Source organism: Micromonospora sp. LOL_013, assembly GCF_048060315.1.
In the GTDB taxonomy this organism is placed as follows: Bacteria; Actinomycetota; Actinomycetes; order Mycobacteriales; family Micromonosporaceae; genus Micromonospora_E.
In genome coordinates, this window is the sequence record NZ_JBHMIQ010000004.1 from 155,551 (window position 1) to 173,667 (window position 18,117).

At 71.0% G+C, this 18,117-nt stretch carries 14 protein-coding genes and 1 pseudogene; 4 read left to right on the plus strand and 11 right to left on the minus strand.

Annotation, left to right across the window (positions count from 1 at the left end):
- The first annotated feature begins 30 nt into the window (after positions 1-30).
- On the plus strand, positions 31-603 hold the full coding sequence (locus ACFHWS_RS04650; protein WP_416567705.1) for a GNAT family N-acetyltransferase: 573 nt from the start codon (positions 31-33) through the stop codon (positions 601-603).
- Positions 600-1,403 carry an FkbM family methyltransferase gene (locus tag ACFHWS_RS04655; protein ID WP_416553385.1) on the plus strand — a complete coding sequence of 268 codons (804 nt, stop codon included), beginning with the start codon at positions 600-602 and terminating at the stop codon, positions 1,401-1,403. Before ACFHWS_RS04650 ends, ACFHWS_RS04655 begins: the two co-directional genes overlap by 4 nt.
- Here ACFHWS_RS04655 and ACFHWS_RS04660 read toward each other — a convergent pair.
- From ACFHWS_RS04660 to ctaD, 3 genes are all read right to left on the minus strand, one after another.
- The gene (locus ACFHWS_RS04660; protein WP_416553387.1) at positions 1,392-2,138 is read right to left on the minus strand and encodes a CDP-alcohol phosphatidyltransferase family protein; all 747 of its coding nucleotides are present in this window, start codon (positions 2,136-2,138) and stop codon (positions 1,392-1,394) included. The two genes, ACFHWS_RS04655 and ACFHWS_RS04660, sit on opposite strands and share 12 nt — an antisense overlap.
- A 160-nt stretch (positions 2,139-2,298) precedes the next feature.
- Entirely contained in the window at positions 2,299-2,805 is a 507-nt protein-coding gene (locus tag ACFHWS_RS04665; protein WP_416553389.1) for a hypothetical protein, read from the minus strand.
- A 128-nt stretch (positions 2,806-2,933) separates the two neighbouring features.
- Positions 2,934-4,910: a cytochrome c oxidase subunit I gene (gene ctaD, locus ACFHWS_RS04670; protein ID WP_416567706.1), complete on the minus strand. Its 1,977-nt coding sequence runs from the start codon at positions 4,908-4,910 to the stop codon at positions 2,934-2,936.
- Between the two features lie 238 nt (positions 4,911-5,148).
- Between ctaD and ACFHWS_RS04675 the strand changes: the two genes are divergently transcribed.
- Entirely contained in the window at positions 5,149-5,598 is a 450-nt protein-coding gene (locus ACFHWS_RS04675) for an amidohydrolase family protein (protein ID WP_416553391.1), read from the plus strand.
- Between the two features lie 15 nt (positions 5,599-5,613).
- Positions 5,614-6,036: pseudogene (locus ACFHWS_RS04680) on the plus strand (amidohydrolase family protein); the annotation flags it as partial.
- 49 nt (positions 6,037-6,085) lie between these two features.
- On the opposite strand, the gene ACFHWS_RS04685 reads toward ACFHWS_RS04680, so the two are convergent.
- The 8 genes from ACFHWS_RS04685 to ACFHWS_RS04720 form a co-directional block, all read right to left on the minus strand.
- Entirely contained in the window at positions 6,086-6,931 is an 846-nt protein-coding gene (locus tag ACFHWS_RS04685) for an ABC transporter permease (protein WP_416567694.1), read from the minus strand.
- Positions 6,928-8,178, minus strand: coding sequence for an ABC transporter ATP-binding protein (locus ACFHWS_RS04690; RefSeq protein ID WP_416553397.1), 1,251 nt, complete (start codon positions 8,176-8,178; stop codon positions 6,928-6,930). Before ACFHWS_RS04690 ends, ACFHWS_RS04685 begins: the two co-directional genes overlap by 4 nt.
- An 11-nt stretch (positions 8,179-8,189) precedes the next feature.
- Positions 8,190-9,197, minus strand: coding sequence for an alpha/beta hydrolase family esterase (locus tag ACFHWS_RS04695; RefSeq protein ID WP_416553399.1), 1,008 nt, complete (start codon positions 9,195-9,197; stop codon positions 8,190-8,192).
- 16 nt (positions 9,198-9,213) lie between these two features.
- The gene (locus ACFHWS_RS04700; protein ID WP_416553401.1) at positions 9,214-11,097 is read right to left on the minus strand and encodes a hypothetical protein; all 1,884 of its coding nucleotides are present in this window, start codon (positions 11,095-11,097) and stop codon (positions 9,214-9,216) included.
- A gap of 50 nt (positions 11,098-11,147) precedes the next feature.
- Positions 11,148-12,110, minus strand: a complete 963-nt coding sequence (locus ACFHWS_RS04705; protein WP_416553402.1) for a sulfotransferase domain-containing protein — start codon at positions 12,108-12,110, stop codon at positions 11,148-11,150.
- 26 nt (positions 12,111-12,136) lie between these two features.
- Positions 12,137-13,036 (minus strand): alpha/beta fold hydrolase, encoded by a 900-nt coding sequence (locus ACFHWS_RS04710; RefSeq protein ID WP_416553463.1) that lies wholly within the window; start codon positions 13,034-13,036, stop codon positions 12,137-12,139.
- 2 nt (positions 13,037-13,038) lie between these two features.
- Positions 13,039-13,353, minus strand: coding sequence for an acyl carrier protein (locus tag ACFHWS_RS04715; protein WP_282231140.1), 315 nt, complete (start codon positions 13,351-13,353; stop codon positions 13,039-13,041).
- A gap of 67 nt (positions 13,354-13,420) precedes the next feature.
- Positions 13,421-18,115, minus strand: a complete 4,695-nt coding sequence (locus ACFHWS_RS04720) for a beta-ketoacyl synthase N-terminal-like domain-containing protein (RefSeq protein ID WP_416567695.1) — start codon at positions 18,113-18,115, stop codon at positions 13,421-13,423.
- Positions 18,116-18,117: the final 2 nt, after the last annotated feature.

Below are 18,117 nucleotides of genomic sequence, written 5' to 3' on the forward strand. Positions count from 1 at the left end.
ACCGGCGCCGGCGGGACGACACGGTCGAGCGTGTACGTCGAACAGCTGCCCGGCATCGGCCGGTTCAGCCTGGTGGTGCTGGACCCCACCGAGGACCTCGACCTGCTGTACGGCTGGGTCACTGAGCCACGTGCCCGGTTCTGGGGGATGACCGGGCACACCCGGGAACAGGTGGGCGACATCTACCGGTTCCTCGACGGTCTGGACTCGCACCACGCGTACCTGATGACCGTCGACGACGAGCCGGTCGGCATCTTCCAGACCTACCTGCCGGCCGAGGACCCGCTCGGCGAGCACTACCCGGTGCGCGACGGTGACATCGGGATCCATCTGTTCCTCGCTCCGGCCCGGCGGCCGGTCGCCGGGTTCACCGGCGCGGTGGTGGACGCGTTCACCCGCTACCTGTTCGCCGATCCGGGCCGGCGACGGATCGTCATCGAGCCGGACGTTCACAACGACCGGGCGCTGCGCCGCTGGAAGCGGCTGGGCTTCGAGTTCGACGTGGAGCTGGTGTTGGCCGACAAGCGTGCTCAGCTGGCGTTCCTGACCCGGGAGGCGTACGCCGCCAGGCAAGCACACTGGCGGCGTACCATCGGCCGGTGACCGCCGCTGACCAGCCACGTACCGATGTGCCGTCCCGGGTGCTGGCCGCCGATCCACAGCTCGCCGGGTTGCGCCGGTCGCTGGAGTACTACTACGGCGATCCGGACCGGGACGCCGCGATGGACCTGCTCTACCGGCGGTTCATCGCGCCGGGCGATCTGGTCTTCGACATCGGTGCGCACGTCGGCGACCGGGTCGGCAGCTTCCGGCGGTTGGGCGCGCGGGTGGTGGCGGTGGAGCCGCAGCCGTTGTGTGCCCGCGCGGTACGGCTGGTCTACGCGGACGATCCGGCGGTGACCGTCCTGCCGGCGGCGTGCGGTGACACCGCCGGAGCGGTAAGGATGTACATCAACTCGGCCAACCCCACGGTCTCCACCGCGTCGGCCGACTTCGTGGGTGCCGCCGACGGTGCCGCCGGCTGGTCGGACCAGGTCTGGGACGGCGAGATCGAGGTGCCGGCGACGACCCTCGACCAACTGGTCGCCGAGTACGGCCGGCCGACGTTCGTCAAGATCGACGTCGAGGGGTTCGAGGAGACCGTGCTCGTCGGATTGTCCAGGCCGCTGCCGGCGCTGTCCTTCGAGTTCACCACGATCCAGCGGGACACGGCGCTGCGCTGTCTGCGGCGGTTGGCCGGGCTCGGCGACTACCGGTTCGACGTCGCGTTGGGTGAGAGCCAGCGGCTGACCTTCGGACGGTGGGTGTCGGAAGCGGAGATGGCCGATCATGTTCGGTCGCTGCCGCACGCGGCCAACTCGGGCGACGTCTACGCGGTGCTGCCGGGCGGGTCAGCCGGCTAGCGCCTGCCACCGGTCGACCTGCGGTTCGCGGCCGCGCCACAGCCAGTGCACGTCCCGCCCGAACGACCAGAGCAGCGCGGCCAGCACGCCGGCGACCAACGCGGTGACCAGCGCCGGCGGCGCGATCCCGGCGGCGGCCAGCACGAGCACGGCACCCTGGGTGGCGGCCACCGTCTTTCGGCTGAACCGGGGCGGCAGCGGTGCCCGCAGCCAGGGCAGCAACCGGGTGGCGGCACCGAACAGGTAGCGGAACACCCCGATCGCCAGCACCCACCAGCCGACCGACGCGGCCACGAACACGCTGAGCACCAGGACCAGCGCCGAGTCAGTCTCCATGTCGAACCGGGCACCGAGCCGCGAACAGGTGCCGGTACGGCGGGCCACCTGGCCGTCGACGCCGTCGAGCACCAGGGCCACTGCGGCCAGGGTCACCAGCAGCGCGACCGGGGCCGGACCGACGAACGAGTCGGCCACCAGCGCGGTCACCGCGCCGACCAGGGTGCACCGGGCCAGGGTGACGCTGTCCGCCGGACCCCAGCCGGCCACCTCGGGCTGCTGCATCGCCCGGATGAGCAGCGCCCAGGTCACCAGGCCGTAGACCAGTCCGGCCGACCAGCCGGCCACACCGAGGCCACTGGTCGCCGCCAGGATCAGCAGGGCCGTGATCTGGGCGAGCAGCCCGATACTCGGCGCGTGTACCGACCGAACAGTTTCACTACGTGCACTTACCGTCACTTTTCCTCCGTCACCGAATAGCCACCGGCGTAGCACGCCCCGGTGCCCATATCCCCACCAACGGCGATTCAGCGCGAAGAGTTCACTGGCCGGGCCGGAATCTTAGGTCGGCATCCGGACACCGTAACGGCCGACCCAGCCAACCAGCACCTGGTGACGATCAGTAGCCGGTCCAGACGGCTTTTGCTCCCGAATCGCCGGCCCGCACCACTAAGTAGAGACTTACCCCGGCCGCAACGACGACCAAACCCTTCATCACCAGAACCAGCACCCCGTTGCCACGCGCCCCGGCGGCGACCGCGCTGTGCGCGGCGGCGACCCGGGGACCGACCAGGTACACCAGGGCCAGGGTGGCGAGCGCCAGCACGATCGACGCGAGCAGCGTCAGGTTCCCCAACTGTTCGTGCTCCTCGATCACCGGCCGGAAGCTCTCGGTGATCCGACCGGCCGTGTCCATCCGGTTGAGGAACGCGTCGCCGGACAGCTTGGTGACCAGCGCGGCGATCGGCGTCACAATGGCCAGCACGGTCAGCACCCACCGGGTGTGCGCCCGGATGAACGGGACCAGGGCGTACCCGACCGCCAGCAGCGCCAGCAGCGGGACGAAGACCACCGCCGCGTGCAGCAGCAGTGGATGGGCGGGGATTCCCGCGACTTCCTCGAACATGTCTACGCCTCCTCGGCTGTTCCACGGCAGTCATGGCGACCAGAAATCGGAGGCTAACGCACCAGGAACCGGTACGGCAGCAGCCGCCCGGCGGTCGCCGGGCGGCTGCTGCCGTACCGCGGAGTCGGTCAGGAATTTTCGTCCTCGTCCGCGGACGGAAGCCGCCACCGTCGTTCCTGCGGACCACGTTCGGCGCCGAGGGTGTTCTCCGGTTCGGTGGTGTGCTCGAAACTGGGCCGACGGACCTGTTCCGGCCGGGGCACCTGGACGGCCCGGGCACCGGACACCGGGTCCGGTACGAAGGTGGCGACGTCGGTCGGACCCTGCGCCGGACCACGCGGGACGATCCGGTGGGCGGCCGGATCCCGGTGCAGTTCGTCGACCAGGTGCTGCGGCGGCTCGGTGTCCCGCTGCGGCAGGTCGCGACCGAGATCCGCGACGAACAGACCGTACTTGGCCTCGAAGGCCGGGCGTTCGGACCTGATCCGGGGCAACCGGTCGAAGTTGCGCAGCGGCGGCGGGCAGGTGGTCGCCCATTCGAGCGAGTTGCCGAACCCCCACGGGTCGTGCACGCTCACCTGCTCGCCGAACCGGTACGACTTCCACACGTTCCAGATGAAGAACAGCGTGGACGCCCCGAGGATGAACGATCCGATGGTGGCGATGGCGTTCAGGACGGTGAAGCCGTCGGTCGGCAGGTAGTCGGCGTACCTGCGAGGAAAGCCCTCACTGCCGAGCCAGTGCTGGACCAGAAAAGTGGCGTGGAAGCCGATGAACATCGTCCAGAAATGCGCCTTGCCGAGCCCTTCGTCGAGCAGTCGTCCGGTCATCTTCGGGAACCAGAAATAGATTCCGGCGAACGCCGCGAATACGATCGTACCGAACAGAACGTAGTGGAAGTGGGCCACGACGAAGTAGGTGTCGGTGACGTGGAAGTCGATCGGTGGACTGGCCAGCAGCACCCCGGTCAGCCCGCCGAGCAGGAAGGTCACCAGGAACCCGACGGCGAAAAGCATCGGCGTCTCGAAGGTCAACTGCCCCTTCCACATGGTGCCGATCCAGTTGAAGAACTTGATCCCGGTAGGGACCGCGATCAGGAAGCTGAGCATGGCGAAGAACGGCAGCAGCACCTGCCCGGTGCCGAACATGTGGTGCGCCCAGACGCTCATCGACAACGCGGCGATCGCGATCGTCGCAGCCACCAGGCCCTTGTAGCCGAAGATCGGCTTGCGGGCGAAGGCCGGAATGACCTCGCTGATGATGCCGAAGAACGGCAGGGCGACGATGTACACCTCGGGATGGCCGAAGAACCAGAACAGATGCTGCCACAGCATCGGGCCGCCGGTCTGCGGTGCGTACACGTGTGCGCCGAGCAGCCGGTCCGCCAGCAACGCCAGCAGCGCCGCCGCCAGCAGCGGGAACACCAGGACCACCAGCAGGGCGGTGATCAGAATGTTCCAGGTGAAGATCGGCATCCGGAACATCGTCATTCCCGGCGCGCGCAGGGTGATGATGGTGGCGATCAGGTTGACCGAGCCGAGGATGGTGCCGAGGCCGGAGACGACCAGACCGACGATCCACATGTTGGCGCCGACGCCCGGGGTGTGCTCCATCCGGCTCAACGGGGTGTAGGCGAACCAGCCGAAGTCGGGAGCGCCGCCGGGCGTCAGGAATCCCCCCATGACCAGCAGCCCACCGAGCAGATAGAGCCAGTACGCCAGCGCGTTGAGCCGGGGAAACGACACGTCCGGGGCACCGATCTGCAACGGCACCAGGTAGTTGGCGAACCCGAACACCAGCGGGGTGGCGAACAGCAGCATCATGATGGTGCCGTGCATGGTGAACAGTTGGTTGTACTGCTCGGGCGAGAGGAACTGCATGCCGGGCCGGGCCAACTCGGCCCGCATCAGCAGGGCCATGACGCCGCCCGCCACGAAGTAGCCGAAGGACGTGCCGAGGTACAACAGCCCGATCTGCTTGGCGTCGGTGGTCCGCAGCAGCCGGGTCAGCGAGTTGCCCGGTACCGCGGGGCGGACCGGGCCGGGGGTGGCACCGTCGGCTCCCAGCGCCACCGGGCGCGGCAGGGCCGTCTGTGCCGTACCCACCGTCGTGGTCTGCTCCGTCATGGCCGCCTCCCGCCCAGCGCGTCAACCGACGGTAACTTGATAAATCGTCGGTTGAGGCGGTAAATCCGGATCAGTCGAGTCAAAGCCTGGCCGACTTCTCGCCCGGGACCCGGGCCGGCTGCCGTAGCGCGCCACGGCAGCCGGACGGACAGCTCTTTGCCCGTAGGTCCGGTTGCGACAGGATGGTCCTGTCCACCGACCGTCCGGCAGGAGCGGCATGCCATCGACGATGATCGACCAGTCGGGTGACCCGCCGGTCACGGTCATCGACTCCCACCTGCACCTGTGGGACCCACGGCTGCTTGACTACCCGTGGCTGGCACAGGTCCCCCGGCTACGGCACAGCTACCTGCCAGCGGACCTCTCGACCGCCACCGCCGGGCTCGGATCGGGCGGCTTCCACCTCGAAGCGGTGGTGTTCGTCGAAGCCGGCCGGGCCGACACGGACGCCGACGCCGAGGTCGACTGGGTCGAACAGCTCGCTGCCGGAGGGCCGATGCTCCGGGCGGTGGTGGCCCACGTGCCGCTGGAGCGGGACGCCGGCGCAAGGATCGCCGCGCTGCGCCGCCATCGGCTGTTCACCGGGGTACGTCGCAACCTCCAGGACGAGGCCGACGGCTTCACCACCACCGACGATGTCACCGCCGGAGTCCGGCTGCTGGGCTAGGCCGGGCTCAGCTTCGACCTCTGCGTGCGACACCACCAACTGCCCGAGGTGACGGCCCTGGCGGCCCGGGCGCCCGAGGTCACCTTCGTCCTGGACCATCTCGGTAAACCACCGGTGGCCGTCGGCGGCAGCGCGCGATGGCACGACGACCCAACCCGCGTCGCGCAGTTGCCGAACGTGGTCTGCAAGCTCTCCGGGCTGGCCACCGAGTCGTCCCGTGGCTAGCTCGGTCAAGACCTGTTGCCCTACCTCGAGCACACGTTGCGCCAGTTCGGGCCGGACCGGTGCCGGTTCGGCGGGGACTGGCCGGTGGCGACGCTGGCCACCGGCTACCGGCGCTGGCTCGGGGTGGTCCGGGCCGCCTGCGCCGAGCTGCCCGGACCGCATCGGCAGGCGGTCTTCGCCGGCACCGCACGGCGGGTCTACCGGATCGACTGACCGCGCGGACCGCCGGGTAGCCGGCCGCCCGCCGCCGCGCGGCGTGACGTCACCGCACGGCACGCCGGGCGAAAGCCCACAACGCGGCGGCGGTGGCCGCTACCGCGACCCCCGACAGGACCAGCAGGCACAGACTGATCGGCAGGTGGGTCACGTGCGGCGCCATCGCCGCGCGGAGCGCCTCCGCGGCGTACGTCATCGGGTTCGCCGCGGTCGCCACCTGGAACCACGGCATCTCGGCCAGCCGCTGCCACGGATAGTGCACACACCCGGTCCAGATGATCGGGGTGACGAACAGCGAGAAGGTGGCCTGGATGCGCTGCAACGGCAGCACCGTCGCCAGGGTCATGCCCAGCGCCGCACCGACCCAGCCGGCCAGCAGCACCACCACCAGGGACAATGGCAGCGCCGACCAGCCGCCCGGTGCGGACCCGACGACCAACGCGCCGAGCGGGTAGACCACCACCGCAGCGAACAGGCCACGGAGCGTGGCGACCATCAGCTTGCCGACCGCCACCAGCGCCGTCGGCAGCGGCGACAGCAGCCGGTCCTCGATCTCCCGGGTGAAGCCGAACTCCTTGACCAGTGGTACCGCCACGCTCTGCAGCGCGGTGGTGAAGGTGGCAAGGGCGACCGTACCGGGCAGCAGGATGTCGGCGAACCCGGCACCGACGATGCCCTGCATGGTCAGCACCTGGGTAAAGATGAACAGCATGAACAGCGGGGTCATCAGCACCTGCGCGAGGACGAACCAGATGTCCTTGCCGGCGACGAACAGGTCCCGCCACAGGATCGCGCCGAAGGCCCGCGCCACCGGTGGTCGCGGTGGCGCGGGCGGTACCGACGACGCGGTGGCGTCCGACGACGGTACGGGGGTGACCTCGGCCAGGCTCAACGGATCTCCTTACCGGTCAGGCTCAGGAAGATGTCCTCCAGGCCGGGCTTGCCGATGTGCACGTCGGTCAGCTGGGCCGCGCGGCCGGTCAACACCGTCAACGCCGGACCGAGCACGGCGGCGGGGTCGGCGTCGAGGTGCAGCCGCAGCCGGATCTCGCCCGCCGGTCCGTCGGCCGCAGCCGCCGGTGCGGCGGCGAACAACGCGGCGAACCGTGGATCATTGCGGGCGGCGGCGAGCTTCGCGGCCTTCCGGGGATCGGACCTGGCGGCGGCGATCCGGGCCGCGATCCGTGGATCGGCGGCCAGCCCGGCGAGCCCCGGACCGCCACGACCCGCCGGGCCGGGGGCGGCCGCGCCGCCGGTGGTGACCTCCCCGGTACGGACCCCGTCGAGTGCGGTGAGCGCGGCGAGCAGACCAGTCGCACCGTCCCCCGGCCCGGGGCGCACGGCCAGGTCCAGCACCGCCCGGCCGGCGACCCCGCGTACCAGGTTCGCCGGGGTGTCCAGGGTGAGCAGCCGGCCGTGGTCGACGATCGCCACCCGGTCGGCCAGCTCCGCCACCTCGGTCATCTCGTGGCTGGTCAGCACGACGGTCACCCCACGCTCGCGCAGCTGCCGGATCCGGGCCCGGATCAGCAGCCGGGCCTGCGGCTCCAGCCCGTTGGTCGGTTCGTCGAGGAAGACCACCCGGGGGTCGTGCATCAGCGCCCGAGCGATCATCAGACGCTGGGACATGCCGCCGGAGAAGAAGTCGACCCGCGAGTCGGCCTGCTTGTCCAGCCCGAACTCGGTCAGCAACCGGTCGGCCCGGCGGCGCCGCTCGGCCCGGGGCACCCCGTGGTACGCGGCGTGGCTGAGCAGGTTCTGCCGGGGCGTCAACGCCCGGTCCAGGTTGTTGTACTGCGGCACCACGGCGAACCGGGTCCGGGCCGCCACCGGGTGCCGGACGACGTCGACGCCGTCCACCCGCGCCGTACCCGAGCTGGCCCGGATCGTCGTGGTGAGCACGCCCACCGTGGTCGACTTGCCGGCGCCGTTGGGCCCGAGCAGACCGAAGACCTCACCGGGTCGGACCGCGAACGACAGCGAGTCGATGGCGTTGCGGTCCTGGCCCGGGTACCGCTTGACCAGGTCGACGACCTCGACCGCCGGTCCGTAGCCGGGCGGGGTGGCCGGTGCCGGGGCGGCCGGTGCCGCGTCGGCGTCGGGACCGTCGACCAACGGGTGGGTGCCGGTACTGGACATCTCTCTCCTGCTCAGGCGGGTCTGGGATGCGAGGCGAAGAACTGCCAGCTGGTCGCGGTGGCGTCCAGTTCGGTGGCGGGCGGGTCCAGGCCGAGCAGCCGGCCCGCCGCAGTCATCTCGGAGCCGGGCCACTGGTGCCCGGCACCGTCGATGGTGATCAGGGTGACGCCGCGGCCTGCGGCGCAGTCCGCCATCGAGGTGGTGACACTCCTATCAGTGGCGGTCCGCGCGGCATCACACTCGTCGATCTGCCGCCACCGGCCGACCAGGTCCGGTACGGCGGGGCCGTCGACCTTGTCCGGCACCCGGCCGTTGCCGGCGCCGTCGCGGCGCCCCGGGCCGCCGGTGTACGGGATCGTCTCGTCGCCGGTGCCGTGGATGTGCAGCACGGAGATCGGCTCCGGGGCCGGGCAGTCACCGAGCATGGTCGTCGCCACCCCGGTCACCGCGGCGAACGTCGAACTGTCGCAGGCGATCCGATAGGCGAGCATGCCGCCGTTGGACATGCCGGCGAGGTAGTGCCGGTCGGGGTCGAAGGAAAGCCGCTGCCCGAGCGACTCCACCAGGGTGAGGACGAACCCCACATCGTCGACACCGTCGCGCGCGGAAGCACCGCAGCACTCCTCGGTCACCGCCCACGCCCGGTTACGCGAGTCCGGATAGACCACGACGAAGCCGTGCTGGTCGGCGACGGCGTTCCAGCCGTACCAGGACTCGGCCTGCCGGCCGCTGCCGAGCAGACCGTGCAGCATGACGACGACCGGGACCGGCGTCGTCTCGGCGACGTCGGCCGGGCGGTACACCCGGTAGGTCCGCTCGTAGCCGTCGACGCTGATCGACCCGGCCGACGAGCCGACCGGCGGGGTGTCGACCGGAGCGACCACCCCGCCGGCCACGGACGGCGGGGTGGTGCCCGATGTCGGCGGTGCCGGGTCCGGCGCCGACGTGCAGCCTGCGACGAGTGCCCCGAGAACTCCCGTGACGATCAGAACCGCCGACCGGCGTCGGAACCGCGACATCGCTCACCTGCTTCTCTTAGTGGTGGTGTTGTTTCGGAGTCAACTGAATCAACTCCCAGCCGCCCTCAGGGACGTCATCTGTCGGATCTGTCCGCAGATTCATCGGGTTGGCCATACCGAGGTATACCGTGGACCCGTCCACCACCATGCTACGGACGCCGTAGTTGAGGTAGTTCCCGAGACCGGCGTTGTCCACCATTTTCGCCGGCCGGTGCGGCGACTCGAAGACCCAGAGATCGGCGCCGAAGGCCAGCTCCACTTCTTCATCTTCGTCGTCACCAGCGCGAGCGGCGTCGACCGGTGGCACCGGCTCATCCTGCTGCAGCTCCTTCGCCAGGTAGCTCCAGTCCATCGTGCCGACATAGAGCCGGCCACCGGCGACGACCATCTTCCAGGTGTAGTTGAGCGTCGGGTTGTCGAACCCGGACGCCCCGTAAAGCGGGGTGTACCCGGTCGAGGTGCTGGCCCAGACGCCGGCGCCGTCGCCGGCCTGCGGGTCGTAGGCGGGTAGCGCACTGGCGCCGTACAGCAGGTCGACCCGGTCACCGCGGCCGCCACCGCGCTGGCCGTGGCCGTGATGATGGCCGTGGCCGAAGCTGCCCCGGAAGACGCCGATTGCACGCTGGGTGTTGCGCACCGAGTCCCGTATCCCCTGCTCGTCGGTCGGCGGATACACCGCCAGATGCACCGTCGTCGCTTTGAAGGGCACGTGCATGGTCCCCCAGTAGAGGTAGCCACCGTAGGACGCGAGCCCACCCAGCCCGTAGGTGCGGGCGATTACTGGATCCGGCTCGTACTCCATGACGTGCCACACCCGGGTCCACCGGTCGACGTCCCGGCTGTCCAGGCCGGGTCCGTTCGCGGACAGCTTCGGGCTCATCCAGACCCCGGCGATGTTGAGCGGAATCGGGTCCTCGTCGGTGGGTTCGTCGGCGATGCCGGCGGTCGGTGACACCGGTCCCGGTCCGAACGACTGGGTGTCCTCCGCACCCGGCCAGGTGGTGACGAAAATCCGGCCCCGGTGCACGGTCAGGTCGACCGCCTGAGCCGGCAGGTCCGCCACCGGCAGGAAGCTGAACGGGTCGGACTTGCTGCCGGTCCACCGCAACACCAGCCCGCGCTGGCCACCGTTGGGGCCTACCCCGACTCCGGCGTACATCTCGCCGTCGGCGATGACGAAGTGCCGGATGTTGCCGTACTCGGTGAAGTTTCGCGAGCCGAGATAGGCGCCGGTGTCGGCGTCGAACGCGAACAGGTTGATCGTGGCACCGAGCGCCGGACCACCAAGCAGCACCACGCCGCGGTGGTTACCGGCGGCCCGGAAGCCGACGGTCCGCAGCAGGCGGGCCTCGTCATCGGGCGAGGCGCCGCGCAGGTCGGCGGTGCGTTCGACCATGCTGCGCCGCTTCAGGTCGTAGGTGTACACCCGGGGGGCCCGGTGGTCACCGACGGTCGGCGGCAGGTCCGGGTTGGCGCGGGCGATCTGGCTCTGGCCGTACTCGCAGACCCAGTCGTCGTTGCGCGTCGGCTGTGTGTTGCGCAGGTTGTTGCCGCTGGTCAGGCAGTTGGGGTTGGCGCCGGTGCCGAACCACAACCGGTCCTTGTAGCGGGTCAGTCCCCAGACGTAGGCCTGGTTGACCTTGGGCTGCCCTGCCTCGCAGGGCGGTCCCGGCGGATAGTCGACACCGATGTCGACGAAACACTCGTCGGCCGACGCCTTGGCCAACAGGGTGCTCTGGTAGCGGGTCCCGCCGTGGTGTCCACCGTGCCTACCGTCGGTGGTGGCTGCCGACTCGGTACCGGCCACCGGTGCGGCGGCGGCCGGGCCGGCGGCCAGAAGCAGCCCGGCGAACACGGCGGCGGCGACCGACCGGCTCGCGGATGGGCACAACCTACGCATCAAACACTCTCTCCCTCTACTGTGGCTGACTGGTGCGGGATGGCTCCGGGTCACACGGCGGCGGTCTGCCGTACCGAGCCACCCTTGCCCACCCGGCCGGCGACCTGTCGGGCCCAGCCGGACGGGTCGTCGAACTCCAGGAACTCACCGAGCCGGGCCAGCTGCGGCTCCGGGTCGGCGACCAGGTCCTCGTAGGTCATCGTGAACAGGTGCGCTGGCGGATTGTCGGCGAGCGCCTGCTCGGCCTGCGCCGCCATGAACGCGCAGAGCCCGAGGTAGCGGGTGCTGTCTTCGCCCCGCTCGCGAAGCAGGTCGGCGGTGATCCGGCCAGGTAGCAGGTGCTCGAGTTCTGCCGGCACCCGCTGCTCCGGGCCCATCTGGAAGGGGTCCACGCCGCACCGGGAGACGAACTCCAGGCGCAGCTGGATGAGCTGGAACGACGAGTGCCGGCTCATCGACCGGGCGGTGTCCGCCCAGTTGCGGGTCAGGTAGACGATCCGGGTGTCCGCGAACGACCGCAGCAGGTACGGGGCGATCTGGCTGGACCCGCCGGACCGCTCCACCCAACGCCGCCGGCCGGTCAACCGGGTGAGCAGGTCCAGGAACATCCGGTGATGGTCACCGAACGGCTGCTCGGGGAAGTCCGGCACCTGGTTGGCGAGCTGGTCGAACAGACCGTCCGGGTCGTCGGTGAGCTTCGGCAGGGTGATCGCCAGCAGTTGCGGCAGCTCGGTCAGGTTGCCGGCCCATTTGCCGTCCGCCGGGTAACGCACCTCCTTCGGCGGCAGGCCGATGGCGAACAGCGTGGTCAGCTCCGGCTTCGGGCTGCTCAGCACCTGCCAGTACGCCGCCCCGGTGATCGGCTCCCCGGCCTTCGCCCATGACGGGGTGGCCATGAAGAACTCCTGGACCGACAGGGTCGCCGGCTCCTCGACGATCAGGTCGGACAGCAGGGTGGAACCACACCGCCCACTGCTGATGATGATCGCCCGTCCGGGCGCCTCGAACTGCATCGAAACCTCCTGGTGGAACGACGACGTCAACCGCGCAAGGCGGGCTGACCGGTGTCGGCGATGTGCCGGGCGAGCCAGGGCGATACCTGGCGCCGGACCTGGTCGCGGGCGGTGACCAGCACCGCGTGCCGGTGCCCAGGGACGACCACCAGCTCGGTCTGCGGCAGCAGTCGCACCAGCGCCGGAGCCAGATCGGCGGCGGACGAGTCGCTACCGAAGATTCCGAGCACCGGGCAGGTGATCGCCCGTAGCGCGGCCGGGTCGGCGGGTGTGCTGGCCGGCAGGTCCCGGCCCGCGGTAGTGGTGGCGACGAGCCGGCGGACCGCCGCGGCGTACCGGGCGCCCCGCTCACCCCCGCGGGTAGTCAGCGCCGGCGGCTCGCCGTCGCCGTCCGGCTGCGCGGCCCGCTCCAGCTGACGGCCCACCCGGGCGAGCCACTTGGCGGTGGCCGGCGCCGACTCCACCGCGACCAGCGAGGCGACCCGGTCCGGGTGGCGGGCCGCGTACCCGAAGGCGATGGAACCGCCCAGCGAGTTGCCCAGCAGGTGCACCGGCGCATCGACACCGAGCCGGTCCAGCAGCGCGGCCAGGTCGTCGACCAGGTCGTCCAACCGGTAGCCGGCCGGCGGCCGCTCGGTCCGTCCGTGGCCCCGCAGGTCGTACATGATCACCCGGAATCCGGCGTCGGCCAGTGGATGTGCCAGGCTGAGATACCAGCTGGCCAGGCTGTCCGGCCCGATACCGTGGATCAGGACCGCGACCGGTCGGCCGGCCGACGATTCGGCCGCTGTGCCGACCGCCGGGCCGGCACCAGGTTCGCCGCCTGGGCCGGCATCCGCAGCGGCGGCCACTCCCCCGGCGGCCGGGTCGGCAGCCACCGGTGGGAGTTCCTGGACATGCGTCACCAGGCCGTTGACCTGGATCATCGTCACTGGCCGGCCACCTGCGCCACGCTGGCCGGCGGGCTGTCCAGCGCGGCGGCGATGTGCTCGACCAGTTCGCCGACCCGCAGCGCGCGCAGCGAGTCCACGTCGAGCCCCGCAACGAACTGGGCGAAGTTGACCGAGTCGCCGTACCGGGCCTGCAGCCGCCCGGCGAGCGAGATGACGTCGATGCTTTCCATCTCCAGGTCGTCCCGGAAGCTGGTGTCCATCGTGATCTCCTCGTCCGGATCGATGCCGGGCAGCACCGCGCGCAGCATCTGCGAGATCTCCGTCAGGATGGTGTCGTGGTCGGCGGGCATGATGCGGGTCTCCTTGTCAGGACGTCGATCGGCTTTCTCGGCAGGTCGATCGGGCCGTTTTCGGGGCCTACCGGGTAGGTTCTTCCGGGCCCCAGGTCCAACCAACGACGTAGCGTCGCTGCGGCAGGTCGGGCGGGTTCTCCAGGCTCCGGCAGGTGACCCGGTAGGACCTGCCGGAGGGAGCCTCGATCAGCAGGGTGCCGGCGTCGACGGCGGCCACCCGTAGCCGGCGGGGCGCTCCGTCCAGCCCGGTCCCCTCCGCCTTGCCGGCAGCCTCCTTGGCCGCCCAGAAACAGGCGAACCAGAACCACCGGTCGCTGCCGGCACTGACCTGGTCGAGCAACGCGACCTCCGCACCGGACAGGGCGTAGTCGACCGTGCTGTCCGGCCGGTCGGTGACCTCGACGATGTCGATACCGACGCCGGGGCCGTCCGGCGTCAGCCGGGCCGGGCCGGCGATCGCCACGGCGGCTTCGGCGCAGTGCGCCAGGGACAGGTCGCACTCCCGCAGGTCCCGGCCGGGACGCAGGTCGGCACGCGGCCGGCCGTTGGGGTCGTTGGCAATGGTCAACTCGATCGGGTACACCTCGGTGTGCCCGGCGTCCCACTGTCGGAACCGCACCGCGTCCTTCGCCGCGATCCGGCCGAGCAGCCACTGTTTGCGGGTTTTCCCTGGTTGCCGCTCGTAGTCGGCGGACGCGGCGGTACCGAGGATGCCGCGCGCGGCCATCGACTGGGTGACCAGATCGGTCCAGCAGTCGAACACCGCGGTCCACCCATCCGGCTGACGGACCGACATCGGGTGACGTTCCGGGAATCGTTCCGCCGGACGTGCCTGCGGGTGGCTGTCGAACCGACGGTCGACCGCGCCGTCGATCTGCGCCCAGACCCGGCCGCCGACGGACAGCTGGGTGTCCGCGACCAGTTGCGTGTCGTCGATCGATCGGACCCGGGCGACGCACTCGAAAGCCGTGCCGGGCTCGGGCGGCGGGCCGAAGAACCGGACGTGGCCGAGACCGACCGGCAGCGCCACGGTGCGCACCGGCTGGGTGGTGATGAGCCAGTTCCCAATCAGCTGCAGGGCATTGTCCAGCAGGGCACCCGGCGGGACGGGCGCGGTGACCACGCCGCGTACGTGCATCTCGCCGAGGGCGTGCACCGTGGTCACCCCGTGGAACTGGGGACCGTGGAACATCAACCGCTCCGCGTACATCTCCTCGGCGCTGATCCGGGGAGCGGTCTCGGTGGCCGGGTCATGGGTCCACGGTTCGCTCACCGGGGCCGGATAGTCGGCGGCCACGTCGACCGTCGCCCGGGCGAAGCTGCCGAAGTTCACCGCGTACGAGTCCGGGCCGGCCGACCGTACGACGATCTCGACGTCCTGCGCCGGTGCCGCGATGGTCCACCGGTTGAACCGGGCGTCGCGCACACCGACCACCCGCAGACCGGGGACAGCCTGTGCGACGGCGTCCATCATGTGGTGCACGACGGTCGTCGCCGGCACCACCGGCCACCGGTCCTCCGGGTTCGGCCAGTCCTCCGGCTGCACGAAGAAGCAGTGGTCGAGCAGGTACGGCATGGTCTGCACGGAGACCCGCAGGGTGGTCCGGGCGATCTCGGTGCGGGGCGGTGGGGCGGCCGTCGGCACCGGGGCCGTTGACACCGGGGCCGGGCCGGCGGGTCGGGTGGCGGCGTCCAGCACGGTCACTGCGCCGTCCGCGGTGTCCCGCAACAGCGCGGCGAGCTCGGCGGCGGCCTTGGACCGGCTGGCGAGCCGGTGCAACGCGGTGAGCGAACCGGCCGACGGCTCGGATGCTGCCGACGGCTGGGCAGCGGCCGACGGCTCGGTTTCCGCCGGCGATTCGGCGTACGCCGGTGGCCTGGGTTCAGCAGGCGGCGCGGGGACCTCCTGTGTGGCGGCGGCGGTGGCCGACGGTTGGCCCCCGGCGACCGGCAGAGTGGACGGCCGGTGCGACGGCAGATCGGCCAGGCCGAGCAGGGTGTCGGCACCCGGCCCGAGGCGCACCAACGGGCCACCCAGGTCCAGTTGGATCTTCGGCCCCCGGCGCGGTGGTGCCGCCGGGGCAGCCGGTGCCGGCGTCGCCGGGGCGGCGGGTGGCCGCAGCGCCCGCAGGTCCGGTGCCGCGCCCTCCACCCACAACGCGGTGGCCACCCGGCGCAACTGATCGAGACCGGTACGGTGACCCACGTTGACCGGCATCGCGAGATGTTCCCGACCCCGCAGATTGTCGCTGACCAACGACGCCAACTGTCCCGCGCCGACCTGCAGGAAGACCCGGAACCCGGCGTCGTACATCGCGGCGGTCAACTGCCGGAACCAGACCGGCTCCATCATGTGCCGGACGAAGATCTGGTTGACCTGCTGCTCGTCGGCGGGGAACGGCGCCGCCAGGGTCGCCGACCAGACCGGGACCGTGGTCGGATGCACCCGCCAGGACTGCAGGGCGATGCCGATCGACCGCAGCCCGTCGGCGAACGCCGGAGTGTGGAAGGCCGACCGAAACGGCAGCTTCTGGCACAGCACGTTGCGCCGACGCAGCTCGTCGATCAGTCGGTCGACCTGCTCCTCCGGGCCGTTGACCACTGACTGCGCGGGCGCGTTGTCGTGGGACAGGACAACTCCCGGATAGCCGCCGAGCACCGGCGTCACCTGGTTGGCACCGGCACCGACGGCCGCGAAGACATAGCCGGACACCGCCACCGAGTCGGCGTCGAACAGTTTGAGGAAACCGTCCATGTCGGTGGTGCTGACCTGCCCGCTCACCGCCGCGGCGGACCATTCACCGATGCTGTGCCCGGCGACCGCGTCCGGTTGGATGCCGATCCGGCCGAGCACCTCGTCGAGGAACTTTCCCACTTCGATCAGGCCGGCACCGTGCCGACCCAGGTCGGCCGCGGACCACTCCCGGTCCGCGAGCCCGAAGTGCGCGGCCAGATCCTTGGTACGCGGCGTGAACTCGGCCTCCAGCCCGGGAAAGACGAACGCCAGCTTCCCGCCGGCGGTCAGCAGCGGAGCCGTGGTGAACCAGATGTCCCGGGCACCCCGCCAGGGCTCCCCCCGGCTCACCGCACGCCGGGCGGTGGCCAGCCGCTTGTCGGTCGGGTCCACCACACCGATCCGGCACGGCGGCGCGGCGTGCGCCTGCGGTCCGTCGGCGAACGCGGCACCCTCGCGCCGTACCAGCGAATCGTCGCGGTCCAGCAGCGCGGCGAGGCCGGCCGGGTCGTCGGCGGCCAGCCACAGTACCTGGTCCGCTTCCTGGACCTCGACGCGGGCCGGGCGGGCCGGCTGCCCGGCCGTACCGTTCGGCACGGCCGCCCAGGCGGACGGGGCGGACGGCGGCTGCTCGACGATCAGGTGGGCGTTGATCCCACCGAAGCCGAACGCGTTGACCCCGGCGCGGCGTGGTCCGTCGCTCTCCCACGGCTGGGCGGCGGCGATCGGCGCGAACCGGGTCGCGGCCATCTCCTCGCGGGGCTGCCCGCAGTGCAGGGTGGGTGGCAGGACGCCCCGGTGCACGGCGAGGGTCGCCTTGATCAGGCCGGCGATCCCGGCTGCCGGCATGGTGTGCCCGATCATCGACTTGACCGAGCCGATCACCGGCCGCGGCCCGCCCTGGTACCCGCCGAACACCTCGGCGACGGTGACGAGTTCGGCGGCGTCCCCGGTCGGCGTTCCGGTGCCGTGCGCCTCCAGCAGGCCGAGCGCGTCCGGCGCGGTCGGATCCAGGCCGGCGGCCTGCCAGGCCCGCCGGATGGCCAGCGACTGTCCGCTGCTCGCCGGGTTGAACATGCTCGCCGACCGGCCGTCGCTGGACACGCCGCTGCCGCGGATCACCGTGTACACCCGGTCACCGGCGTCCAGCGCGTCGGCAAGTCGTTTCAACACCACGATCCCGGTGCCCTCACCGATCAGCAGGCCGTCCGCCGACGAGTCGAACGGACGGATCTCACCCTGCCGGGACAGCGCCCGGAGCTGGCTGAACACCGACCAGAAGCTGATGTCGTGCACGTGGTGCACACCGCCGGCGAGCACCGCGTCCAACCGGCCGGCCCGCAGTTCGGTCACGCCCTGGTCGACCGCGATCAGCGACGAGGCACAGGCGGCGTCGATGGTGTAGGACGGGCCGCGCAGATTCAACCGGTTCGCCACCCGGGAGGCTGCGAGGTTGGGCACCAGCCCGATCGTGCCTTCGGGCTGCTGCGGCCCGAGCCGTTCGTCGAACTTGCGCCGGACGCGGTCGAGGCTCTCCGGCGGCAGGTCCGGGATCAGCTCCTTGAGGATGCCGATGACCTGGCTGGACATCCGGACCCGCTGGGCGTAGCGGGCCTGGGCCGGACTCAGGATCCCGCCCCGGCCGAGCAGGACGCCGATCCGGTCCCGGTCCGGCAGCCGGTCCTGGCCACCGGCGTCGTCGATGGCGGCGGCGGCGACCTGCAGGGTGATCAGCTGGTCCGGCTCGATGTCGCCGATCGAGGTCGGCATGATGCCGAAGCGCAGCGGCTCGAAGCTCGCGTGGTCGTCGACGAACCCACCACGCCGGCAGTACATCCGGTCGGGGCGGTGCGCCTGGTCGGGATCGTAGAACTCCTCGTCCCAGCGGTGCGCCGGCACGTCGGTGATGGCGTCGACGCCGTCGACCAGGTTGCGCCAGTAGGCGTCCAGGTCGGGGGCGCCCGGCATCAGCGCCGCCATGCCGACGATGGCGATCGTCTGGTGTGGGTCGTTCAGGTCCGACATCT

Excerpts from the sequence above, each read along its gene's own strand:
- ACFHWS_RS04665 (WP_416553389.1), bottom strand. The coding sequence starts at position 2,805 with ATGTTCGAGGAAGTCGCGGGAATCCCCGCCCATCCACTGCTGCTGCAC.
- ACFHWS_RS04690 (WP_416553397.1), bottom strand. The coding sequence starts at position 8,178 with ATGTCCAGTACCGGCACCCACCCGTTGGTCGACGGTCCCGACGCCGAC.
- ACFHWS_RS04705 (WP_416553402.1), bottom strand. The coding sequence starts at position 12,110 with ATGCAGTTCGAGGCGCCCGGACGGGCGATCATCATCAGCAGTGGGCGG.
- ACFHWS_RS04720 (WP_416567695.1), bottom strand. The coding sequence starts at position 18,115 with ATGTCGGACCTGAACGACCCACACCAGACGATCGCCATCGTCGGCATG.
- ACFHWS_RS04710 (WP_416553463.1), bottom strand. The coding sequence starts at position 13,036 with ATGATCCAGGTCAACGGCCTGGTGACGCATGTCCAGGAACTCCCACCG.
- ACFHWS_RS04695 (WP_416553399.1), bottom strand. The coding sequence starts at position 9,197 with ATGTCGCGGTTCCGACGCCGGTCGGCGGTTCTGATCGTCACGGGAGTT.
- ACFHWS_RS04715 (WP_282231140.1), bottom strand. The coding sequence starts at position 13,353 with ATGCCCGCCGACCACGACACCATCCTGACGGAGATCTCGCAGATGCTG.
- ACFHWS_RS04675 (WP_416553391.1), top strand. The coding sequence starts at position 5,149 with ATGCCATCGACGATGATCGACCAGTCGGGTGACCCGCCGGTCACGGTC.
- ACFHWS_RS04700 (WP_416553401.1), bottom strand. The coding sequence starts at position 11,097 with ATGCGTAGGTTGTGCCCATCCGCGAGCCGGTCGGTCGCCGCCGCCGTG.